This is a genomic window from Psychrobacillus sp. FSL K6-2843, assembly GCF_038626375.1.
In the GTDB taxonomy this organism is placed as follows: Bacteria; Bacillota; Bacilli; order Bacillales_A; family Planococcaceae; genus Psychrobacillus; species Psychrobacillus faecigallinarum.
In genome coordinates this window covers 794421-817481 of the sequence record NZ_CP152021.1, presented here as the reverse complement: position 1 = coordinate 817481, position 23061 = coordinate 794421, and the positions used below count along the sequence as shown (strand labels likewise).

The window sequence follows — 23061 nt, the reverse complement described above, 5'->3', positions numbered from 1 at the left end:
GTTTAAAATGGTTACGTATTCATAATATGTAAAGGGGTTTTATGTAAGGGGTTACATATGAAATTGGGAGGAGATTTAGTTTATGTTGTGGAAAAATCGAAAGTATGGAGAAGAATCTCCATACATACCGGCGGGCCCGTTTAAGATCCGCTTACCTTTTATTCATTACCGGTTTGAGTGGCCAGATTATGTGCAAGGATTACTGATGTGCGCGGTGGATTTATCGGCAATTCCTCTATTAATTACCTTATTAGGTATGCCGTTTGAGGTAGCACTAGCGATCGTTGTTTTAAACGGACTCTTTTATTTAACGCATCATCTACTAGGCGACCCTGTAGTTCCTGGTTGGATCACACCAGCTATTCCACTGATTATGTTGTACTGTCAGCAATTTCCTGAAGGTCCTGAGCGTGTTCATGCACTTATTTCCTTCCAGCTGACGCTCGGTATTTTATCTGTTTTACTTGGAGCTACTGGTTTGGCTTCAAAAGTAGTCCAAATGATACCTTCTGCTATGAAATCAGGAATTATTTTAGGAGCAGGTTTAGCAGCCGTTATCTCAGTGTTCCAAATAGGAGGTAAATTTGAAGAGTTCCCTTGGACAATAACAATTGCGATAGGTATCGGTTTTTATCTATTATTCTCTAAGCATTTTGCTACTTTTCAAAAACGTAATCCCTTCTGGGGGACAATCGCTAAGTTAGGAATCTTCCCAGTAATTATTATTGCAGTAGTAATTGCTCCACTGTTTGGTGAAGCTGCTTGGCCAACTATACAGTGGGGATTCTCTTCTCCGGACTTTATAACTTTATGGAATGAGTACACGATATTTGGATTAGGATTCCCTCCATTGCTCATGTTTTTAACTGGACTGCCAACTGTTCTTGCAGCATATATCGTACTCTTTGGAGACGTTCTGCAAAACAAGGTTCTTGTAGCAGATGGTTCAGCTGCTCGTCCAGATGAGAAAATTGAGTATCAACCAAGTCGTGCTCACCTTATCTTTGGTATACGAAACGCAGCTATGAGTATTATTGGACCGGATGTAACGATGTGTGGTCCTAACTGGACGGCAATGCAGGTCGTTATGATTGAACGCTACAAAAAAGGGCGCAAGGCAATGGATTCCTTCTTCGGTGGAATTGGTTCTTTCCGTTGGGGCACGAATACGGGACTATTCTTGCTGCCAATTGTGAGCTTGGTACAACCAATACTAGGTGTAGCTTTAGCTTTAACATTACTCATTCAGGGGTATGTTAGTGTTAAGGTTGGTGTTTTAGAAGCACGCAGCCAAACAGACTTAGGAATTGCAGGAATTATCGCAGCCGTGTTATGCATCAAGGGAGCTGCCTGGGCCTTCGCTGTCGGAATTATCCTTTGCTTGCTAATCTATGGTAAAAACTTCTTTAAAGGTGAAGTGGACAATACATTTTCAAAGGATCAGGAAGCGAACTAAACAGGTAAGGCATCCGAGACATGGTAAAATATTGTTAATGCAATAACTATCGAAAGGATGATTCAAATGGAAAGAAAATATTTTGTAAATGGTGAATGGAAATCTTCAGAGAAATATGCGGAGCTGTACTCCCCTCATACGAAAGAGCTTATAGCGAAAATACCTCAGGCAACTCGTGAGGAAGTGGATGAAGCAATTGAAGTGGCGTACGGTGCACGTGAAAAAATGGCTGCTTTAACAGCATTCGAACGCTCTGCTATTTTGGAACAGATTACACAGCTATTTATAATTCATCGTGAGGAAGCTGCAAAGATTATTTCCTTAGAGGCTTCAAAGCCTTTGAAATATGCGTATGGAGAAATCGATCGGACGATTGAAACGTATAAATTTGCTGCAGAGGAAGCTAAGCGTTTAACTGGAGAAATGATTCCGATGGATGCTGCAAAAAATGGCGCTGATCGATTTGGCTATACAATCGAGGAGCCTATCGGTGTAATCGGAGCAATTACTCCCTTTAACTTCCCACAAAATCTAGTAGCACATAAAGTCGGACCTGCTATTGCAGCAGGAAATACGATTGTATTGAAGCCTGCTTCACAGACTCCTCTTTCTGCTTTATTTTTAGCAGAATTGATCGAGCAAACGGCACTTCCAAAAGGTGCTTTTAATGTAGTGACTGGTAGCGGTCGCGAGGTTGGCGATGCTTTAGTTGAAAGCGACAAGGTGAAGATGATTACTTTCACTGGTAGTCCTGCAGTAGGTAAGGGCATTCGTAATAAGGCAGGCTTAAAAAAGGTGGCGCTCGAGCTTGGGTCTAACGCAGGTTTAATCATCGATAAAAATGTAGATTTATCTAAAATTGTACCGAAATGTGTGATGGGTGCCTTCTCTAACCAGGGGCAAGTTTGTATTTCGTTACAACGTACGTATGTAATGGATGAGATTTTCGATGAGTTTATCGAGCAATTTAGTGAGATGACGAAGAAGCTTGTTGTCGGTAGTCCATTCGATGAGTCGACTGACATTTCTGCAATGATTGCTGCTAGCGAATCGGAGAGAGCTTTGGAATGGGTCGAGGAAGCTGTAGAGCATGGTGCTGAAATCATCACTGGCGGTAAGATTGAAAACGATGTGTTTCAGCCTACTATTTTAAAAAATGTAAATGCTATCTCAAAGGTTTCCTGTCAGGAGGTTTTCGCACCGATTGTTGGGGTGAGTCGCATATCTTCTATTGAAGAGGGAATTGAAGCCATCAACCACTCGGACTTCGGACTACAGGCTGGGATTTTTACTAACGACATTCAAACTGCATTTAAAGCCTCGAAGCTTTTAGAGGTTGGCGGCGTAATGATTAATGACATTCCTACCTATCGTGTAGACCAAATGCCATATGGTGGTGTGAAGGACAGCGGAACTGGCAAGGAAGGCATAAAATATGCAATCCATGAAATGACTGAAACAAAGCTTGTTGTATGGAATAATCAGTAAGGAGTGTGCAATATGTCAGAAAAAATTACGTTTACACCAATCAGCTATACAGGATGGGATTCACTTTCCCATCTTCTAGCTGAAGTGAAACGCTTTGAAGTGAAGAAAATATTAATCGTCACAGATCCTTTTTTAAAGGATATCAGATTGACTAATAAAGTCTCGGAGCCACTAGAGAATGCTGGCTACAACGTTCAAATATATACAGATGTAGTGCCAGAGCCACCTCTAGCAATCGGCGAAAAACTTGTTTCCTATACACGTGAACATGCCTTTGATATGGTAATTGGCGTCGGTGGTGGTAGTGCTTTGGATTTATCCAAGCTTGCAGGAGTGCTAGCTTCTCATGATGGTAATGTGGCAGATTATTTGAACCTAACTGGTACGAAGCATATTACCCATAAAGGTTTACCAACTATTTTAATCCCTACCACTTCTGGTACTGGATCAGAGGTTACAAACATCTCGGTGTTGTCCTTGGAAACTACAAAAGACGTGGTGACGCATGATTATTTATTGGCGGACGTGGCAATTGTAGATCCAGCATTAACAATTTCCTTGCCTCCGAAGGTAACTGCTGCAACGGGAGTAGATGCACTGACACATGCCGTTGAGGCGTATATCTCTAAGAATGCAAGTCCTGTGTCGGATGCATTAGCGCTACAGGCAATTCGGTTGATCAGCAATTCTATTCGCACTGCTGTATCGAATGGTGATGATAAACAAGCTCGTACAGATATGAGCTACGGCAGCTATTTAGCTGGCCTTGCCTTCTTCAATGCAGGAGTTGCTGGAGTACATGCACTCGCTTACCCGCTTGGCGGGCAGTTCCATATCGCACACGGAGATTCCAATGCTGTGCTTCTCCCTTACGTCATGGGCTACATACGTAAAAGCTGCGAAAAACGCATGAAGGACATATACGATGTAATGGGCTTCAGCTCTGCTAATCTATCACAGGAGGAAGCATCCTATAAATGTGTCGCTGAGTTAAAAAGATTAGTAGAAGATGTTGGAATCCCTTCTAACTTACAAGGCTTCGACATTCCAGAAAGTGCCTTGGAAAGTTTAACTGAGGATGCATTGAAACAGAAGCGTATATTAGCTCGAAGTCCGATGGAGCTAAGACATGAAGAAATTTCTGCGATCTATCAAGCTGCTTTTGATGGGGAAATTGTGGAGTAAACTTGTGTGCTGGGTGTACTTTTTGAAGTCCTATACTATTAAAAAGTACTTCCAATCATTTAATGATTGGAAGTACTTTTATTTATTTCTCAATTAATGATTTCTTTATTTTCTGGTCAGTTTTATCAAAGTAGTAATAATAATTTTCTTCTAATAGAATAATGTCATTAATTTCGTTTCTCAAAGGAGTCACTTTATTATCTTTTATAGCATAAAACTGATGACTATAATCTGATTTCAACGTATAAACATATAAAATTCCGTTAAATTGTGATACTCCGCTTAAGCGTTCGTTATTCAGCCTAAATTCTCCTAGCTTTTCAGTTGTTGAAAATAATTGAATAGTAGGATTAGGCACACCCATCTCCTCGTTTACAACAAGGCTGTTCACCGTATATGAACTTATTCCACTACCATTAGAATTAGTTTTAGCAATTTCATATAACTCTTTAGTTTCTAAATCAAAGTGATATAAACTTCCAATGCCTGTTTCATAATCTGTATAATCTAACACCACTTGGCTATTAGATTGTCCTCTAAAGGTAGGAAAGATATTTTGTTCAAATTCTGCAAATACTTCTGTGTTATTACCGTCCAAGTCAGTAACTAGCATGTTCACCTTATGAGTCTCACGGTCAATGTCGTAAACATGAAAATAAAATATCTGATTATCATGAACAACAAATTCTCGAATATTATCTAATACCTTCTCTACTTTATAAGGTGGCTGTAAAGTTAAACGATAAGCAGATCTTTTCTTATTTTCGTAGTGATTAATAAATATATAATCTTTTGTTGGAACATGATTGTACATACTTCCTTCATCTAGTAACTTATGGTCTACAGGAATAACGTAATTTTCACCAGTCACTTTATTTGCAGCTATCAATCGTTGACCTGCTGATGCATCACCATTAACATAGAAAACATGATTATTGCCATCAATTGCACTTGTTGCAACTTTCATAGGATCTAGAATTATAGGTTTGTCGCTCGGTTTCTTGGTATTCACTTCTTCTAAAAGCTTTAGTTTGCCTTTAGAGGGTGTATCATACTTAATTCCATTTCCTTTTTGAATAAAAGCTCCACCTCCTACTCCATAAAGTCCATTATGAATAGCTTTATAGTTATAAACTCGATATTCTTCCCCTTTTTTCAATGTTCGAATTTTCTTTAAAGAATTATCACTCTCTATTTTCCACAATGTTGTATCATTGAGTATCGTGGCTTTACCAAGCTGTCCCACCTTTAACTCTGTTTTCCCCCACATCACCTTAGTACTTGCACTTGCTTGAAATGGATTGAATGTGAATTGCATTACAAAAAGCAATAAAATCAATCCTATTTGAAACTTCCTCTTCACCAATCATATTCCCCCTTAACTTTTTTACATTAAATACCATATAACTAATTCAACTTTACCTGAAATAAGCAAAAAATACTAATAGAATTTTAGTAATATACATTTCCTTAATAGTAATATTTCTTCCTTGTGAGAGCAGTGGTACTCAAACAACAATCATTTTCTCCCAATAAGCATTCGTATAATATCCAGGAGTTCAAGAAAATTTAATTACTGCTCAGTTTCTTCAATTCCTCCAACAGCCCCATAAAAACAGTGCCATTCAACCCCTAGCTCCGAATGGCACCATCTATCTTATAACCCCTTATTAATCTCTTCAATAATCCTAACAATCTCAGCTGTTTCTTCTAGAGAAACTGCCCCCTTCCCAGTTTCAAAAAATTCTACAATATGCTCGACGAGTCCAGCGTAAAAGGGTTTCTCTTCTTCCCATAGCTTTAACGTCTGAACATCGTCTGCAGAATGAAGTACCGCTCCGAATCGGCCATGCCATTCTGATTCTCCGCGAATTAAGAGATGTCGACCATCCTTATATGTCAGATGAACCTGATGACAATCGGACATGTACTCGACCTGTACTTTTTCAACGCCTGTTCCAAAAAGCGTGACAGCCATTTCTACTAAATGAATGCCATACCAAAAGTAGCCGGGCATTTGCTCCTGCATTGGGGTAGGACCGTAGAAATAGCCGCTACTCCAATTCCCTTTCCTATTAACAGTCATGACTGATTCAGAAAAACGTAAAGCGGATGAGCTCATGACCGGTGTTCCATTTTTTTTACTCAGGCCCATGACCTCAGCCATTTCCTCACTGCTCATGACGACTGGCTTATCGATGAAAACTGGCTTACGATAGGTCACAACCTGTTTGAACCAGTCCAGATGGTTTCTTCCGTCAACTGTTCCAATTATAATTGCGTCTACTTCATTCATTATTTCCTCAACTGTCTCTACCTCTGCTACTCCGTATTTTTTTATAACAATTTGGTAGTAATCAGGGAATCTGTTGGAGCTGATTGGTAAATCCTCTGAGAAGGTCGGAATGGCATGGGTGATTTTAGCACCTTTCACGTGGTACGTATCGTCCAGGTCATTTAATAATCTCGTGAATATTTCACTGTGAGAGGTGTCTAGACCTATTAATCCTATTTTCATAGAGCTCCTCCTATTCCTCGTTCATAATAATTGCAAATACCTGTCTCGGTCTGCCTCGCCTTGAAATTTTCTCCATCCCTATGATTTTGATCAGCTCAGCATCTAACCAGGATTGAATGATTCGATGTGCACTTCTTGGTGTGATGCTAAGGATAGTTGCTAATTCATGTGCTGTGAATTCATTCTTTTGTTTTCGCTTGATAACAGCCATCGTTTTTTCTATATTTGCAGCACTCATGCCAACAAATTCTGCTTTACTGATCAGTAACTGATCGGTCACTGTGAGTGGGTATTTCATTGGTACGATTAAATCAATTGGACCGAAAACACTGCGATCTTCACGGACGATGAAGCAGCAGCCCCCTCCGTTTTCCTGTGCCTGAATGAGAGCAACCCTGGCATGCGAGCCAGCCTCTAAAGCTGAGAAGCCAAAACCTACACCAATTGATAGAGATACCTCTAGCTTTTTCTTCATCTCATCGACAATTGGCAAGTATTTGTAACCCTCTGTAATTCTTTCAAAAATGCCTCGATTGGTAACGAATATATATTCACTGCTGCTGAGTGCAACGAGATACCCGTTTATTTGCTCTGCAAATTGAAGCAGCATACGGTGAATAGCATGACTTCGTTTATGTACCTGCTGCTCCGTCATAAATTCATGGACATCCCCGGAACTTTCTATAAAGATCCTACCTATAATAATTTGCATTTCCTTTTGCTTTCGTTGATTGGTCGCAAGCAGCATTCGCTCGATTGCCACAATAATATCCTGGTCTGTTGGCTTCAGCCACTCATTTACAATATTCATACTTGTCAGCTGTTCACTTACTAGCTTTAAGCTAGTAATCACTACTGTATCGGGGTTGTCCAATACATTCTTTTCATGGAAGGTTACTACATCTTCTTTGTTTTCCATATAGACGATTTCTTGAAAGCTTTGATAGGTAAACGTTTCTTCTAAATTATTTTTCACTATTTCCATGTAATTGTTCTGAATACCATCTAGACTAATATTCGATAGACTCTTTTTGCTCTTCAGCTTATAAAGTGCTTGATAAAGTCCTGCTCCCTTCAAAGGTATATAAAAAGCTGGAACCTCTATAGGGATTTCATCCTTCGAAACTAAATACGGTATTCTTCCCGAATAAAACAAACAATCTACATGATCGATAAGCTCCGTCGTTAATTGCCTAGCATCTACTATTTCATCCGATAAACTAAAAATCGGTTGGATATTCGGAAAAAGTCCAAAGCATCTCACCATTGTTTCTCGAATCCACTGTGGCCCTATAACTCCTACTCTAATACTAGTTTCCACAAAACCCACCCCCTTGGAATAGAAGAAAGACACACCTTTTGATGTGTCTGTAGAATGCTGTTTCTTTTCCTGCGATATCCTCTTCCTTACCTAGACATATATTTCAAGAGAGTCTAGGCACTGCGCTTTCCTTTTCCAAAAACTCTTTTACAAAAGAATCATCATTCAGCTCTGGATAAGCAGCATAAACACGGTCTATTTCCTCTAGCTGCCCATCACTTAGCACTTCATGTTCCATCAGGCACCAATTTCCCTTCATTAGCCCCTGTCTTCTGAGCACTTCATTGATTCCAGCAATGCTCCCCTTAAAATCATGCTTAGAATCAAAGAATGCTGCATTAGCATCCGTCACTTGTTGAGCGATGGAGAACCACTTTTTATCAATTTGTTCATTTACTCTCGCTTCTTTTATTTGTTCAAAAAGCTCTACTGCCTTATGTGTCCAGACAGACCAATGACCGAGCAAGCCGCCGACAATTTGTTTCGATGCTTTCTGACCATTCACTTCTGCTTCATACTCTGTAAATAGGTCAGTCACGATATTGTCGTCATTACCTGTGTACAGTGCAATTTCATCTTTTCTAGGAGAGGCGTTTACCGCACGAATAACATCTAACGTCAAATAGCGGTCAAATGGTGCCATCTTAATACCGAACACGTTGTCGATAGCTGAGAACTGCTCCCAAAAATCGTAGCTAAATACACGTCCTCCTACAGCTGGCTGCAGATAAAATCCGAAAACTGGGATGATATCTGACACTGCCATTGTGCGCTCAATCAATTCCTTTTCTGAATATTCATTTAATCCACCGTTACTTAATAATACCATATCATATCCAAGATTTTTTGCAGTATTTGCCTCTTCTATTGCCTGCTCTGTTTTCCCACAAGCACCTGCAATTTTAAGGAATGGTCGATCAATTTTTGCCTTTTCGATTTCCTCCATCGCAAGCTTCAATACCGTTTCATACAAATTAAATTGCGGATCACGAATTTCAAATTGCGTCGTATGGACACCAACCGCCACTCCTCCAACACCTGCATCGATATAATATCGAGTTAATCGGCGCTGAGCCTCTTCGTCAAGCTGTTTATCCTGTGTGATTGCCAGTGGATGAGCAGGTATGAAAGCTCCATCGTGTAAATGCTGTTTCAGCTCGTCAGTTAATGCCATTTAAAATTCACCCTTCCTCTCCTGGAAGTGGGTCGGCTTATTAATCGTCTCTCCATCATTAGCCACCCAGTCAGCTATCCATTCAATCATTTCTCTAATAGAAACACGAGGATAACCAAATAGCTGGTGAGCTTTACTCGCATTGTTGAGTAATGCATTTTCTTGCTCCTCGCCAACAAACACAGGATTCTTATCGAACAAGCGCCCAAACTCTTTTGCCAGCCAGCGAACTGAAAGCGTCTCTGGACCTGTCACATTGATGATTGTCGGAGGCGAGCTCGCATGAAGAAGTGAACGAATCGCATACTCATTTGCATCTCCCTGCCAGATCACATTGACATGCCCCATGGAAAGGTCAAGTGGTGTTTCATTAAAGACGGACTTGGCAATTTCCAATAAAACCCCGTAGCGCATATCAATTGCATAATTCAATCGGAATATAGCAAGTGGTGTATTGTCTCTTTGGGAGAAATAAGTAAACACGCGCTCTCTCCCTAAGGACGATTGACCATACTCTCCGACTGGAGCCACAGGATGATTCTCATCGCAGCCGCTTGCATAAACAGGAACTAATGGATAAACGTTTCCCGTAGAGAATGCCACAATATTTGAGCCTTTAAAATGTTCTGCTACTCTACCTGGTAAATACGTATTCATCGCCCATGTGAAATACTCGTTACCAGTCGTCCCGAATTTATTCCCAGCCATATAAATGATATTTTTTTCTACCGGTAATTTTTTTAGCTCATCCTCATCTAACAAATCACAGGCAATCGTTTCAACACCTGCGGACTCTAGCTCATCTTTCAGCGTGCCATTCGAAAATCTGGAAACCCCAATCACCTTCTTATCCAAGCCTGCCGCATCAATCGCTCGCTTTGCCATTATCGCAAGCGTCGGGCCCATCTTCCCGCCGATACCCAAAACCATAATATTTCCTTCTAGCTTCACTAAGTCATCTATCAATGCAGCAGATGGCTGCGTCATCAGGTTCTCTAATTCTTCTACTGTTTTCATATTGTCCTCCAGTCTATTAAGTAAAAAAGATATTTTGTACGTTGTTATATGCAAGATAAATCAACACAAGCAAACCAATGATTCCTAATACATTACTTAGCCATTTGTTTTTCAACTCACCCATCACCCGCTTGTCATTCGCCACTACTAAAATTGCAATTGCTATAAACGGAACAACAAAGATCGTCACCGCCTGAGCAAAGACGATTAAATTGAGCGGTGCGGAACCAAATACAATTCCAATAACCGAACCAAACAAAATCACTAAAATAATGAGAAGCTTTACTTTCATATTAGAAAGGTTACTTCCTAGCCCAAATCCATCTGCCAGCAACGAGCCGCCAATCGTCGCATTTCCCATAAGCGAAGAAAACGAAGCACCAAACAGCCCAAGCATAAACACGAAAGTTGACCAACTACCGAATAAAGGCTCTAATGCCAAGCCCATTTCCGTTGCATTATTCACGACTAGGCCCTGTGGTTTTAAGATAGTGGCAGCTGTGATCATGATTAAAAAAGAGATAAATCCAAGCAGGAAAATACCTAAGAAAGACTCCTTCTTTCCACTGGCTGCATCTGTAAGCGTCCAACCCTTTTCTTTAACCAAGTACGATTGATACAATGCACCAACTATGGAAAAGCTTGTTGCAAATAAGGCAATAATCAATCCCATACTTCCATCAGGGATCACAGGAATAAATCCTTGAAAAATTTCAACGATCGATGGCTTTACTAAAATGACTGTAATAAGGAATGCCAATAGCATCACTACTACCAAAACAAGCATAAGCTTCTCAAGTATTTGATAGAACTGCTTCGCAAACAATAGCCCAATAGAAATAAGCGTAAATACGATAATCCAAACAGTCGGCTTCATATTAGTCACCGTGGAAATAGCAAGACCAGTTCCAATCGCATTCCCCGCCTGGAACGAAGCCGTTACCAAAAATGCGCCAATCCCAATAAGCAGCCCTGACCAAAACCCCCATTTTTCCTTCATAACCCCTATGAAGCTAGCCTTTGCAGCAATTCCAATCCGCGTACTCATCTCCGTGTACACCATCATCAACACAACCGCTAAAACTAATGTCCATACGAGCTGCGAGCCATAAATAGCCCCAATCTTCGAGGACAAAGTCACACTCCCCGGCCCTAAAACTAACGCAGAGGTAATTAATGCCGGACCCAAATAACTAAAAATACTCTTTCTACCGACCTTAGTGTTACTAGCAACCCCAATTTTTGCACCCTCGTTCATTTTTAACCCTCCCTTTAATTGACTTTTCTGAAATATATAACTTTATAGTATCTTATAATTCTATATAATGACATGACGTTAATAGGACTTTTAATCAGAAAGAAGTGGCCACTTTCTCGCTGGCTACTTCTCATTCAAAACCTTAAAAATGGTGAACGGTCATAAAATTGGGCTATCCGGTCATAAAAATTTCTATCCGGTCATAAAGTCGAGCTATCCGGTCATAAAACTTTCTATCCGGTCATAAATCTCCGCGAACGGTCATAAATAAGAAATCTATCTATAAAAAACTGCATTTTCTAATCCAAAATAAGAAGTAGCCAGATGATTTCTCACTGGCTACTTCTTTCAAACTTTTAAAACCTTAAAGGTATAGAAAATGCTGAACGGTCATAAAATTGGGCTATCCGGTCATAAAAAATTCTATCCGGTCATAAAGTCGGGCTATCCGGTCATAAAAATTTCTATCCGGTCATAAATCACCGTGAACGGTCATAAATAAGAAATCTCTCTATAAAAAGCTGCATTTTCTGATTCAAAAATAAGAAGTAGCCAGAATCTGGCTACTTCTTTTCATCTTTTATTAATTTGCTAACGTTTCTTCTGCCAAAGGTAAAGGAAGTTCAGGTGCATGTAACTCATTTTCTATTACGTCGTTCCCGGATTTACCTGTATCTGTAACGGTAACAGCTATTGTAATTTCCTTTTTATTATATTTAACAGTGATAATCGTTTCTCCTAGGATTTTTGCTCTTACTAAACCATTGCTAACAGATGCTACTTTAGTATTTTCTACTTTATACGTAGCTGCTATCGTAATATCTCTTTCTGTTGTTTTTCCATCTGCTGTTGTCGTTACTTCTGTAATTCTCAGTTGTTTCTCTTTTCCAGGCTTCAAGTCAATTTGTGTTTGATCTGCAGTTATTGTCACTTCTGGAGCTGAAACAGAAACATTTACTGTTAGCTCATTTTTACCGTATTTAACAGTGATGGTTGTGTCACCTGTAGCTTTTGCTCTTACTAATCCACTAGTTACAGAAGCCACTTTACTATCTGCTACTTTATAAGTTGCGGATGTTGTAACATCTCTTTCTGTTGTTTTTCCATCTGCTGTTGTCGTTACTTCTTTAACAGTCAGCTGTGCCTCTTTTCCTGGCTCCAAAGTGATTTGACTGTTGTCTACACTTAGGGATACTTCTGGTTCAGTAACTGTCACGCTTACCGTTAATTCGTTTTTGCCATACTTAACAGTAATGGTTGTATTTCCGGCAGCTTTTGCTCTTACTAAACCATTGCTTACAGAGGCAACTTTACTATCTGCTACTTTATAAGTTGCGTTTGCAGTGACATCTTTTTCAGTTGTTTTTCCATCTGCAGTTGTTGTTACTTCCTTCACTTTCAGTTTCGCTTCTTTTCCTGGCTCAAGGCTGATTTCGGTTTTGTCTATGCTTAATGTTACTTCCGGTTCTGTAACCGTTACATTTACAGTCAATTCATTTTTACCGTATTTAACCGAGATGGTTGTATTACCGACGCCTTTAGCTTTTACTAGACCGCCACTTACGGTTGCAACCTTGTTATTTGCTACTTTATATGTTGCAAAGCTAGTTACGTCTGTCTCTTTTGTTTTACCACCTGAAGTTGTTACTTCTTTAATTTTTAGCTGTGATTCTTTACCTGGCTCCAGATTCACTTCTGTTGTATTAGTAGTAAGTGTAACGATTGGTTCTGTAACAGTCACATTTACTGTTAATTCATTTTTACCGTATTTAACTGTGATTGTTGTGTCACCTGCACTCTTCGCTGTAATTAAACCATTGCTCACGGAAGCAATTTTGTTATTTGCTACTTTATACGTTGCAGATCTTGTTACATCAACTTGTTTTGTTTTTCCGTCAGCACCTGTTGTTACTTCTTTAATAACTAGCTGTGCTTCCTTGCCTAGCTCCAGGTCTACCTGTGTTTTGTTTGAAGTTAATGTTACTCCTGGTTCTGTGACAGTCACGTTGACAGTCAACTCATTTTTACCGTAATTAACAGTGATGGTTGTGCTACCTGCTTTTTTAGCAACAACTAATCCATTTTTCGCAGACACTACTTTACTATCTGCTACTTTGTATGTTGCAGCCTTCGTTACATCAACCTGTTTTGTTTTTCCGTCTGCTCCAGTTGTTACTTCTTTAATCGTAAGCTGTGCTTCTTTTCCTGGCTCCAAAGCAAGCTCAGTTTTGTTAGCAGTCAATGTTACGACAGGTTCTATAACATTCACATTAATCGTCAATTCGCTTTTGCCATATTTAACGGTAATTGTTGTACTTCCTGCATTTTTAGCAGTGATTAAACCATTTTTTACTGATGCAACTTTACTGTCTGCTACTTTGTAAGTGGCAGCTTTCGTTACATCCTGTGTTTTTGTTTTACCATCCGATGTTGTTGTTACCTCTTTAATAGTTAGCTGTGCTTCTTTTTTAGGCTCCAAGTCAACTTGTGTTTTGTTTGCAACTAGCTTCACGCCAGGTACAATCACAACTGAATCTTTGACAGTCGCATTGACAGTCAATGTATTTTTACCATAAGTAATAGTAATTGTTGTAGATCCCTTACCTACTGCAGTTACTAATCCTTTAGAAACTTTTACAACACTTTCGTCCGCTACAGCGTAAGTAGCTGCTTCAGTAACATCTTTAGTTGTCGCTGCACCTTCAGCTGGCGTTGAAGTTTCCGTAACAGAAAGCTTAGCTGTTTTTCCAGTTTCTAAAGTAAGTTCAGTCGGGTTAACAGAAAGTGTTACGACTGGCTCTGGATCTTCGCTTTCATATATCAGTGCTTCCCCTACATTACCTGCTGCATCGTTCACAACAACCTTAATAGAATCAGTCTCAGCTGTTACTGGGAACGTAAATGCTCCGTCCTGTGCCAAATTGAATTTCACAGGTTCCGCTGGCACACCGTTTACAGTTGCAATATACGAAGCTTTTAGTTTTTCATTCAAATCATATTCTAGTCCATACAAATATAATTCTTCGTTATACGTTATATATTTGTCTGTTACTTTCCCTGTTGCCACTCCATTCTTCACAGAACCCGTGATTTCAGGTTTTGTTGTTTTTACAACGACAGGACCAACATAAGCACTTACAGCTCCTGATGCTGCAATAGCATTAAAGTCAATTGTATAAAGACCATCTGGAATTGTTGTTGCAGGTGCACCACTCCATGGTTGATACTCTCCATCAACCGGTAGTCTCCATGAGCCTGCTGCAAGTGAAGAACCTGCATGTAAATAACCAATGTAACCATCACCATATTCTCCACCTTCAGGATCCATGATATCCCAAAGTTCGATATAGTTCGTTGTCACGTTCCCAGTCAAAGTAAATGTAAGCTCGGCTGAATCCTTCACACCATCTCCATTAAAGGATAGATCAGTTCCTGATATGGCCATATTTCTAATTTCTGTAGCAGTCACTCCAGAGAAGTCTGCGGCGAATGGCAATGAAACCTCTGAACCTCCACCGTTAATACGGATATAACCTAGAATTTCAGAGCCATTTGGAGCTGTTGCTTTAGAAGCAGTCAATGTAACATTTAATACCTGCTCTCCAGCCAATGTAAATGAAGGCTTATCAACAGTCACTTTGGCATCACCAAACTTTTTGGTCACATCAACTGTTACATTATAATTTCCACCTTGACCCTTTAAATCTTTTACTCTAATTTGTTTTGTGACAAAAATGTTTTTATCCTTCAAAGACTGCGGACCGAAAGTTACAGTTCCCTTCAAGTTTTCAACAGTTGCTCCACTTGCATCTAAAACAGCTTGATCGATTGCATAGGCAAGTACATTCGGATGAGCAGCACTATATGCGTCTACTCGACCAGCACCTTGAGCGAACACATCATAGTTAGTAGTGTTCAAGATTTTAGCCGTATTTGAAAGAGCAACCTTTACATCGAAAGCATTCCATGATGGATTTGCTTGTTTAACAAGCGCCGCAATCCCTGCGATATGTGGCGTAGCCATGGACGTTCCCGTTTTGCGGTCATACGCTTCTCCATATACTACATCTGGGAAATCTGCTTTATACATAGGAATTGCTGACATAATATTAGTTCCAGGTGCACTTACATCTGGCTTAATATCAAAATTTGGTGTAGAAGGTCCACGTGAGCTAGAGCTATTTACTTCATCTCCAGTAGTTTGTGCAGAGCCAAAGTCCCCGAATGAAACCTTCCCTGCGCCATTTTCTAATGCTGCACGAATTGCATCCCCGTCAGTTTGAGACATATCAAACGTTGGGATAAATTCAAATGAATCTCCTAAGAATGTTCCAGAGGCATTTGGTGCATTTGAGCCTCCAGCAAAGTTATGAATAATGGCTGCTGCTGCACCATTTGACTTTGCATGTGCAATTTTATCAACAAAAGCAATCGCACCACGAGAAACTACTACAACTTTTCCTTGTACATCAAGCCCGTTATAATCCTTAGCTTCACCGTTACCAGGAACAGCGACTAAGTCAAATTCGCCTTGAAGCTGAGTGGAAACATCCGTACCAAAAGTAGTTCCCATCAATTGTAATTGTTTCGTAAGTTTATATTCGCCAATCGTAACATTTACTTTTCCGTTATGCATGACTTCAGGATTAGTAGTGTTACCAACAGCAATTCCTAAACGGGCTGTCGCAGGAGTACCCATTGTCCCACGATTCGGACCTGAATTACCTGTTGCAATGACAGAAATAGTACCAGCCATCATCGCATTATTGATTGCAAAGGATCCGCTATCCGTTTCTGAGTTAGCTCCTCCACCAAGTGAAAGGTTAATAACATCCATTCCTTCTATTACTGCCGTATCTATGGCTTTTACAATACCAGAGGAAGATCCACTGCCGTAAGCACCTAGTACGCGGTAAGCATAAAGGTCCACTTTTGGAGCAATCCCTTTAATGCCGTATTCATTCGCGCCTATTGCTGCGATTGTACCCGCTACATGCGTACCATGAGAAGTATAGAATGCATCTCCTTTCGCATTAAATTCTGGAGTTCCTGCAGGACGTTCAGCCGGTGAAGTTTCCGATGCGTCATTATCTGCACGAGCTCTAGTATAGGTAGATGAATTAGGGATGAAATTCTTACCACCCTTATAGATACCTGCAAATTCTGGATGATCTGCATCAATACCTGTATCCAATACTGCAACCTTAATCCCTTGCCCTTCTATTCCCTCATTCTATAGTCTTTCAATGCCTAGGAATGAAATACTTGTATTCATCTTTGCATCTAATTTATCTTCTTTTTTAGTGACAGTAGATTTAACAGGCTTCGTTTTTTGTGGTTCTTCTGATGCGTAAACGATTGCATCAGGCTCCACTAGTGTTACACCTTTAACATCTAATAGTTTTGGAAGGTCATCCGCTTTGACAACCGCTGCAAAACCGTTTAATACTGTATCAAATGTATAGCCTTGCTTCATAGCAATCTTTTTTATATTTATTTCTTTTTTTACAGCTGTTTGTTGAGCTTTTACCTTATTTCTTATACTATTTTCTTGAGAAGCAGAGAGTGATTTTCCCTTTAATTCACTAATACCTTTTTCAAGAGCAACAGGTTTCTCGGATAGATGTATGATAACTGCAACTTCCTGATTACCCGATAGTTTCTGTAAGTCTTTGTGAAGCTTCGGTCCATCGTTCCCCAAACTTGTTTGCTCAGCGATTGCTGATTTTAACTGCATTGTGCTTTCACTAGTAGTATTTGGTTTAAACTGCTTTGTCGCACCATTTGCCGATGCAGTCATCATTGGACTGAACATCGTCAAGACCATAGCTAGTACCAAAAATACTCTAAAAAACTTATTAACTAGGTTTTTCTTCATTTAATATCCCCCTTTAGCACAAATGTTTTTCACTTTTAAAAGTGTGATTTTGCACCTTCCATTAGCTAATGTCGTAATATGAGGATCGCATCCTTCCTATGAGATGAAGTAACAAACTTATAATTTGATACTTTTCTAATCTATGTGCTAGTCCCTATTTGTATGATTTAGAATGTGAAAAATTAGCTATCTATGTTTGGAAAATTTTAAATATGAGTTTCTGCTTTCTTATGATTCTTGTAGCATTTATGTGAAAGAACACGAATAAATGAAGAGTAAATAATGATATCTAGATACTTTACAATTAATAAAGTAATTGATTTCCGCTTTAGGTGGGCGCTTTCCGCGGGGTGAGCGATAAGCCACCACCGTCGCTGTCGCGTCGTTTGTGATGGCTAATCTGTCTCACCCATCCCGCTGGAGTCGCCACCTGTCGCTTCAATCAATTTAGTAAATAGTGTTCGGGGAAGGGATAATTTTGTAACTAACTTATTTACTTACTCTTTAAAAAAGAGGCAAAGTATGCTTGATTTCCGCTTTAGGTAGGCGCTTTCCGTGGGGTGAGCGATAAGCCATCACCGTCGCTGTCGCGTCGTTTGTGATGGCTAATCTGTCTCACTCATCCCGCTGGAGTCGCCACCTGTCGCTTCAATCAATCTAGTGAATAGTGTTCGGGGAAGGGATAATAACTCATTTTCTTACTAAAAAAGAGGCAAAGTATGTTTGATTTCCGCTTTAGGTGGACGCTTTCCGTGGGGTGAGCGATAAGCCATCACCGTCGCTGTCGCGTCGTTTGTGATGTCTTATCATCTCACTCATCCCACAGGAGTCGCCACCTGTAGCTCTAATCAATAGAGAAAAGAGGTTCGGGTTTAATTTGGAGAGGAGAACGAAAAAATAAAGAAATGGACTGCTTGCCAAAGTTACTTCAATCGGTAAATGTCTTGAAAACAATATTTTATATCTTTAAAGCAATATCCCCTGTTCTCTATTCTGAGAACAGGGGGACTATTAGAATTGCTTACTATATTGATCGTCATACTTATGACAGCTGACATACCTGCCTTCAGCAACATTGATTTCTTTTGGGATGACTGTTTCACATACATTTTGTTTATAGGGACATCTTGTATGAAAGGTGCAGCCACTTGGTGGGTTGGAGGGGCTTGGTACGTCACCAGTTAGGATAATTCTTTCCTTTTTTATATCAGGATCTAATGAGGGTACGGCAGACATGAGTGCTTGCGTATAAGGGTGTAGTGGATTTTGGAATAACCCTTTCTTATCAGATAACTCTACTATTTTTCCTAAATACATAACTCCTATTCTATCGCTGACATGCTTGACGACACTAAGGTCATGAGCGATGAATATATAAGTAAGTCCTAGAGACTCCTTTAAGTCTTGAAATAGATTGAGGATTTGTGCCTGAACCGATACATCTAGAGCAGATACTGGTTCGTCTGCAATTATTAAGGATGGATTTACAGCGATAGCCCTGGCAATTCCAATACGCTGTCTTTGACCGCCACTAAATTCATGTGGGTAGCGGTCGATGTGAATCGGGCTTAGCCCTACATTCACTAATAGCTCTTGAACTTTTTCTGTTCTTTCCTTAGATCCTTGGGAGATACCATGAGTCTGAAGTGCTTCGCCTAATATAGCACCAACTGTCATTTTAGGATTAAGGGAGGCATAGGGATCCTGAAATACTATTTGCATTTCGCCTCTCATTTTTCTTAAGTCCTTATCATTTAATGAGGTTATTTCCTTTCCTTGAAAGGTAATCCTACCTTCAGTAGGTTCTATAAGACGAAGAATACTTCTGCCCATTGTGGATTTCCCACAGCCACTCTCTCCTACTATCCCTAGTGTTTCTCCTTTGTTTACGTAAAAATTGAGTCCGTCTACGGCTTTTACAAACTGCTTTCCTTTTTTTAGAAAACGCTTTTTAATAGGAAAGTGAGTTTTTAGGTTTTTAACTTCTAATAGAGGTTTATTCAAACCTTCACCCCCTGCTCCTCGTATAACCAGCAACGTACTAGCTGAGAATCGAGCTTAAATAAGGATGGGTTATGCTCATGACATTTTGCATGTACTTGCTGACATCTAAAACGAAATGGACAGCCTTCCTTTATTGCCCCTATATTTGGGACATTTCCTTCAATAGGAGTGAGCCGATCATTACTCTCACTATAGATATTCGGTACAGAATTCAACAAACCAATTGTATAGGGATGCTTTGGATTCTTGAAAATCGTTCTAACATCTGCCTGCTCTACTATTTGTCCGTAATACATGACAACGACCCGATCAGCCATTTCTGAGATGACCCCTAAATCATGCGTGATGAGTAAGATTGCCGTATGATATTGCTGCTGCAAGTTTTTCATCAAATCTAGTATTTGTGCTTGAATTGTTACATCTAAGGCAGTGGTAGGCTCGTCCGCGATAAGGAGTTTAGGGTTACATGCCATTGCCATAGCGATCATCACCCTTTGTCTCATACCTCCCGAAAGCTGATGGGGATATTCATCTATAATGCTTTCTGCTCGAGGAATCCCTACCTTTCTTAGAATCTCAATTGTTTTTTCCTTGCTGTTAGCTTTCGTGGCAAACCCATGTAGAAAAAGAACCTCACTAATTTGCTTGCCTATTTTATGGACTGGATTCAAGGATGTCATAGGCTCTTGAAATATCATAGAGATTTTATTTCCACGAACCTCCTGCATCTCTTTTTCTGAAAATGTATTTAGATTTTCTCCTTCAAAGACAATGTTTCCTTCAATAGAGCTCGTATTTTTCTCCACTAGCTGCATCAATGAAAGTGCTGTTACACTTTTTCCACAGCCCGATTCTCCAACTAAGCCAACTGTTTCCCCTTGCTGAATATGAAATGACAAGTCTCTTACTGCAGGTATATTTAGCGATTTATCATTTTTGAAAGATATATTTACATGCTCCACAGTTAGCAAATCTAGTGAGATAGTCAATGAATCTACCTCCCATCCAAGAAATATTCATATGCTATTTTGGAAATTTGAGCAATGGGCTCGTCCCCCTCATATTCTAAGGAATGTCCATTAGAGAAGACACAAATGACATACTGACCTTGATTTTCAGGTAAGTAAACAACTCCTGCATCATTGTACATAGCTCCAAGGCTACCGGTTTTATTGGCTACAGGCGTATTGCGCGGCAGAAGCCCTCCAATACGTTGCTGGTAGTGCTGTCTATGCAATATATCTATTATCTCTCTTGAACATTTCGTAGAGACGAACTCTCCTTTTGCGAACAACTCTAGTAAAAGAGACATATCCTTTGCTGAACTCACATTGCTCTCTTTATTGTGCTGATACACGACACTTTCCCAATCTATTTCCTGTTCCTTCAAGCGTCTAATGATTTCATCAAAAAGTTCAGAGCTGTATGGCTGATACGATATCCCTACACTTAAGCTTAGAAGCTCCCAAATAGAATGCTTAATATAAATGTTATTAAGTCCTAATCTGTCCATTGTTTCTTTCACTGGGTTAACCCCACCAAGAATTTTTAATAATTTATCTGTGGCAAGATTATCACTTACGATGATCATCATCGTAGCTAAATCCTTAATCGTTGGCTTTATGCCATACTCCATTTCCTGAAATACCCCAGAGCCTGGCACATAGTCTTGTTCAGTCAGCTGTATTCGTTGTTGAAGATTAATTTCACCTTTATACGCTTTTTCATATAAGGTTGCTAAAACTGGAAGCTTCATCACGCTTGCCGTTTGAAATAGCTTGTCACCCTGTATATTTACTTCCTCATTTGTTTGTAGATGCTTAATATAAATTCCAAAGTCAGCTTCAATAGTCGTCACATAAGATTCTATTATTTGCTGTAAGCTCACCTGAGTCACTCCTTGTTTGATTATTATTTTGATTTTGGATCTAATGCATCTCTTAGACCGTCACCTAGCAGGTTAAAGCCTAGTACTACTAGCATTATTGCTAGTCCGGGAAACAAGGTCATCCACCATGCTTGACTTAAAAATGATTTTCCTACATAGACTAGCGCTCCCCACTCAGGATTAGGTGGTTGTGCTCCTAGTCCTAAAAAGCTCAAGGATGCTGCGGAGAGGATGGCACTTCCAAATTCCAAAGTAGCTAATATGATGATTGGTGAGGTGACATTCGGTAGTATATGCTTGAATATTATTTTGAAGTTCCGTAGCCCTAACGCTCTAGCAGCCTCCACGTATTCCGTCTCTCTTATTGTTAAAACTGCTCCCCTGACTACTCTTACAAAGGAGGGAACAGCCGATATAGCGACTGCGATCATTGCATTCGTTAGACCTACCCCTAAAACTGCAACTATTGCAATCGCCATCAGTAATGAAGGAAAAACCATTAGAATATCTATAAATTGCATGATATACATATCTAATTTTCTATAATACCCAGCCACTACTCCTAAAATGACACCGATCGACCCTGAAACAACTACTGCAAATAACCCCATCAATAAGGAAACTCTTCCTCCGTAGAGAATGCGTGTCCAAATATCTCTGCCAAATTCATCTGTCCCTAGCCAGTGCTCTACACTTGGACCCTTTAGGCTATCCTCAAAGTTCATTTCATTTACAGGATAAGTTGCAAACCATGGAGCAAACGCTGAAGTGATGATGAAAAATAGTAAGATGAGGGAGCCAATGACGGCCCCTTTGTTATTCGTCATTTTTTGAATAAAAATAGCTAAAGAAGATTTCCTATGAATAGATTCTGCTGTTAAAATAGTCGAATTATCTACTGATTTCAGCTTTCTCTCTCCCCTCACACGACTCTTTATTCGTATTGAATACGAGGATCTAATTTGGTATAAAGCAAATCAACTACAAAGTTAACAAGTATAATAATAGAGCCCATAAATAACAATAATCCTTGAACAGTTGGAATATCTCGGGTAGATATTGCTGAAACAATTAGACTGCCGAGGCCTGGCAGTGCATATACAGTCTCAGTAACTACTGCTCCTGCCATCAAATAACCGAACTGCATACCGATTAATGTAATAACCGGTATGACAGCATTTTGCAAACAATGTTGAAAGATTAACCGATACGCGCCTGCTCCTTTAGCTCGAGCAGTTCGTATATAATCCTGTTTAATCACATCTAGCATACTGGAGCGTGTCATTCTTGCAATACTTCCTGCGGTTCCCAAACCTAAAGTGATAGAAGGTAGTATAAGTGAATAAAACCCGCTGTACCCTGAGATTGGAAAAATACTTAATTGATAAGAAAATAGAAGAATTAAAAACAAAGCAATCCAAAAACCCGGTGCAGAAATACCAATTAGAGCCAAAGTCATTGCTAGCTGATCGTATATAGTATTCTTTTTGACAGCAGCTAATACTCCTATGCCTATCCCTAAAAACGAACCAAATATGATACTATAAAAAGCTAATTGGGCAGTCACTGGTATTCGATTCATAATCTCTTCAACGACCGTATAACCAGTGATAAAAGAAGTTCCCAAATCTCCTTGAATTGCATTCGCCATATAGGATACATATTGAACGGTTATTGGCCTATCTAGTCCTAATCTAGATTCTAATTCTTGAATAGACTCTTCTGTTGCATAGTCACCTAGTATATGATTGACTGGATTACCCGGGATTAAATGAATAATCATAAACACTAAAATGGAGACTCCAATAATGGTAATAAGCATTGTAGTGATTCTTTTGAATAGATAGGATGACAAATAAACGCCTCCTTTTGTA

Annotated in this window: 16 protein-coding genes; 3 read left to right on the top strand and 13 right to left on the bottom strand. The window is 39.7% G+C overall.

The features are described from left to right. The first annotated feature begins 82 nt into the window (after positions 1 to 82). The 3 genes from MKY94_RS04070 to MKY94_RS04060 all read left to right on the top strand — a co-directional run bounded on the left by MKY94_RS04070 (position 83) and on the right by MKY94_RS04060 (position 4129). On the top strand, positions 83 to 1456 hold the full coding sequence (locus MKY94_RS04070) for a hypothetical protein (RefSeq protein ID WP_342578068.1): 1374 nt from the start codon (positions 83 to 85) through the stop codon (positions 1454 to 1456). Between the two features lie 66 nt (positions 1457 to 1522). After that, positions 1523 to 2944, top strand: coding sequence for an aldehyde dehydrogenase family protein (locus MKY94_RS04065; RefSeq protein WP_144540413.1), 1422 nt, complete (start codon positions 1523 to 1525; stop codon positions 2942 to 2944). Between the two features lie 12 nt (positions 2945 to 2956). Next, a complete protein-coding gene (locus MKY94_RS04060) occupies positions 2957 to 4129 on the top strand; it encodes an iron-containing alcohol dehydrogenase (RefSeq protein ID WP_342578067.1) in 1173 nt (390 codons plus the stop codon). Positions 4130 to 4211: 82 nt separating this feature from the next. Here the strand turns inward: MKY94_RS04060 and MKY94_RS04055 are convergent, their stop codons facing one another. The 13 genes from MKY94_RS04055 to MKY94_RS03995 all read right to left on the bottom strand — a co-directional run bounded on the left by MKY94_RS04055 (position 4212) and on the right by MKY94_RS03995 (position 23042). Then, positions 4212 to 5495 (bottom strand): hypothetical protein, encoded by a 1284-nt coding sequence (locus MKY94_RS04055; protein WP_342578066.1) that lies wholly within the window; start codon positions 5493 to 5495, stop codon positions 4212 to 4214. 291 nt (positions 5496 to 5786) lie between these two features. Next, complete coding sequence (locus tag MKY94_RS04050; protein ID WP_342578065.1) at positions 5787 to 6647, bottom strand: Gfo/Idh/MocA family oxidoreductase; 861 nt, start codon at positions 6645 to 6647, stop codon at positions 5787 to 5789. Positions 6648 to 6657: 10 nt separating this feature from the next. Further along, positions 6658 to 7968, bottom strand: coding sequence for a hypothetical protein (locus MKY94_RS04045; RefSeq protein ID WP_151111234.1), 1311 nt, complete (start codon positions 7966 to 7968; stop codon positions 6658 to 6660). 103 nt (positions 7969 to 8071) lie between these two features. Further along, on the bottom strand, positions 8072 to 9142 hold the full coding sequence (locus tag MKY94_RS04040) for a dihydrodipicolinate synthase family protein (RefSeq protein WP_342578064.1): 1071 nt from the start codon (positions 9140 to 9142) through the stop codon (positions 8072 to 8074). Next, positions 9143 to 10159 carry an NAD(P)-dependent oxidoreductase gene (locus tag MKY94_RS04035; RefSeq protein WP_342578063.1) on the bottom strand — a complete coding sequence of 339 codons (1017 nt, stop codon included), beginning with the start codon at positions 10157 to 10159 and terminating at the stop codon, positions 9143 to 9145. A 16-nt stretch (positions 10160 to 10175) separates the two neighbouring features. Beyond that, positions 10176 to 11417 (bottom strand): Nramp family divalent metal transporter, encoded by a 1242-nt coding sequence (locus MKY94_RS04030; RefSeq protein ID WP_340844198.1) that lies wholly within the window; start codon positions 11415 to 11417, stop codon positions 10176 to 10178. Between the two features lie 583 nt (positions 11418 to 12000). After that, positions 12001 to 16626 (bottom strand): S8 family serine peptidase, encoded by a 4626-nt coding sequence (locus tag MKY94_RS04025; protein ID WP_342578653.1) that lies wholly within the window; start codon positions 16624 to 16626, stop codon positions 12001 to 12003. Positions 16627 to 16650: 24 nt separating this feature from the next. Then, positions 16651 to 17295 (bottom strand): protease inhibitor I9 family protein, encoded by a 645-nt coding sequence (locus tag MKY94_RS04020; RefSeq protein WP_342578062.1) that lies wholly within the window; start codon positions 17293 to 17295, stop codon positions 16651 to 16653. Between the two features lie 1011 nt (positions 17296 to 18306). After that, positions 18307 to 19299: a dipeptide ABC transporter ATP-binding protein gene (locus MKY94_RS04015; RefSeq protein ID WP_144540428.1), complete on the bottom strand. Its 993-nt coding sequence runs from the start codon at positions 19297 to 19299 to the stop codon at positions 18307 to 18309. Further along, positions 19296 to 20282 carry an ABC transporter ATP-binding protein gene (locus MKY94_RS04010; protein ID WP_342578652.1) on the bottom strand — a complete coding sequence of 329 codons (987 nt, stop codon included), beginning with the start codon at positions 20280 to 20282 and terminating at the stop codon, positions 19296 to 19298. Before MKY94_RS04010 ends, MKY94_RS04015 begins: the two co-directional genes overlap by 4 nt. Positions 20283 to 20293: 11 nt before the next feature. Beyond that, positions 20294 to 21187, bottom strand: coding sequence for a serine hydrolase (locus MKY94_RS04005; protein WP_342578061.1), 894 nt, complete (start codon positions 21185 to 21187; stop codon positions 20294 to 20296). 23 nt (positions 21188 to 21210) lie between these two features. Beyond that, positions 21211 to 22113, bottom strand: coding sequence for an ABC transporter permease (locus MKY94_RS04000; RefSeq protein ID WP_342578060.1), 903 nt, complete (start codon positions 22111 to 22113; stop codon positions 21211 to 21213). Positions 22114 to 22121: 8 nt separating this feature from the next. Further along, a complete protein-coding gene (locus MKY94_RS03995; RefSeq protein ID WP_340862656.1) occupies positions 22122 to 23042 on the bottom strand; it encodes an ABC transporter permease in 921 nt (306 codons plus the stop codon). Positions 23043 to 23061 lie beyond the last annotated feature (19 nt).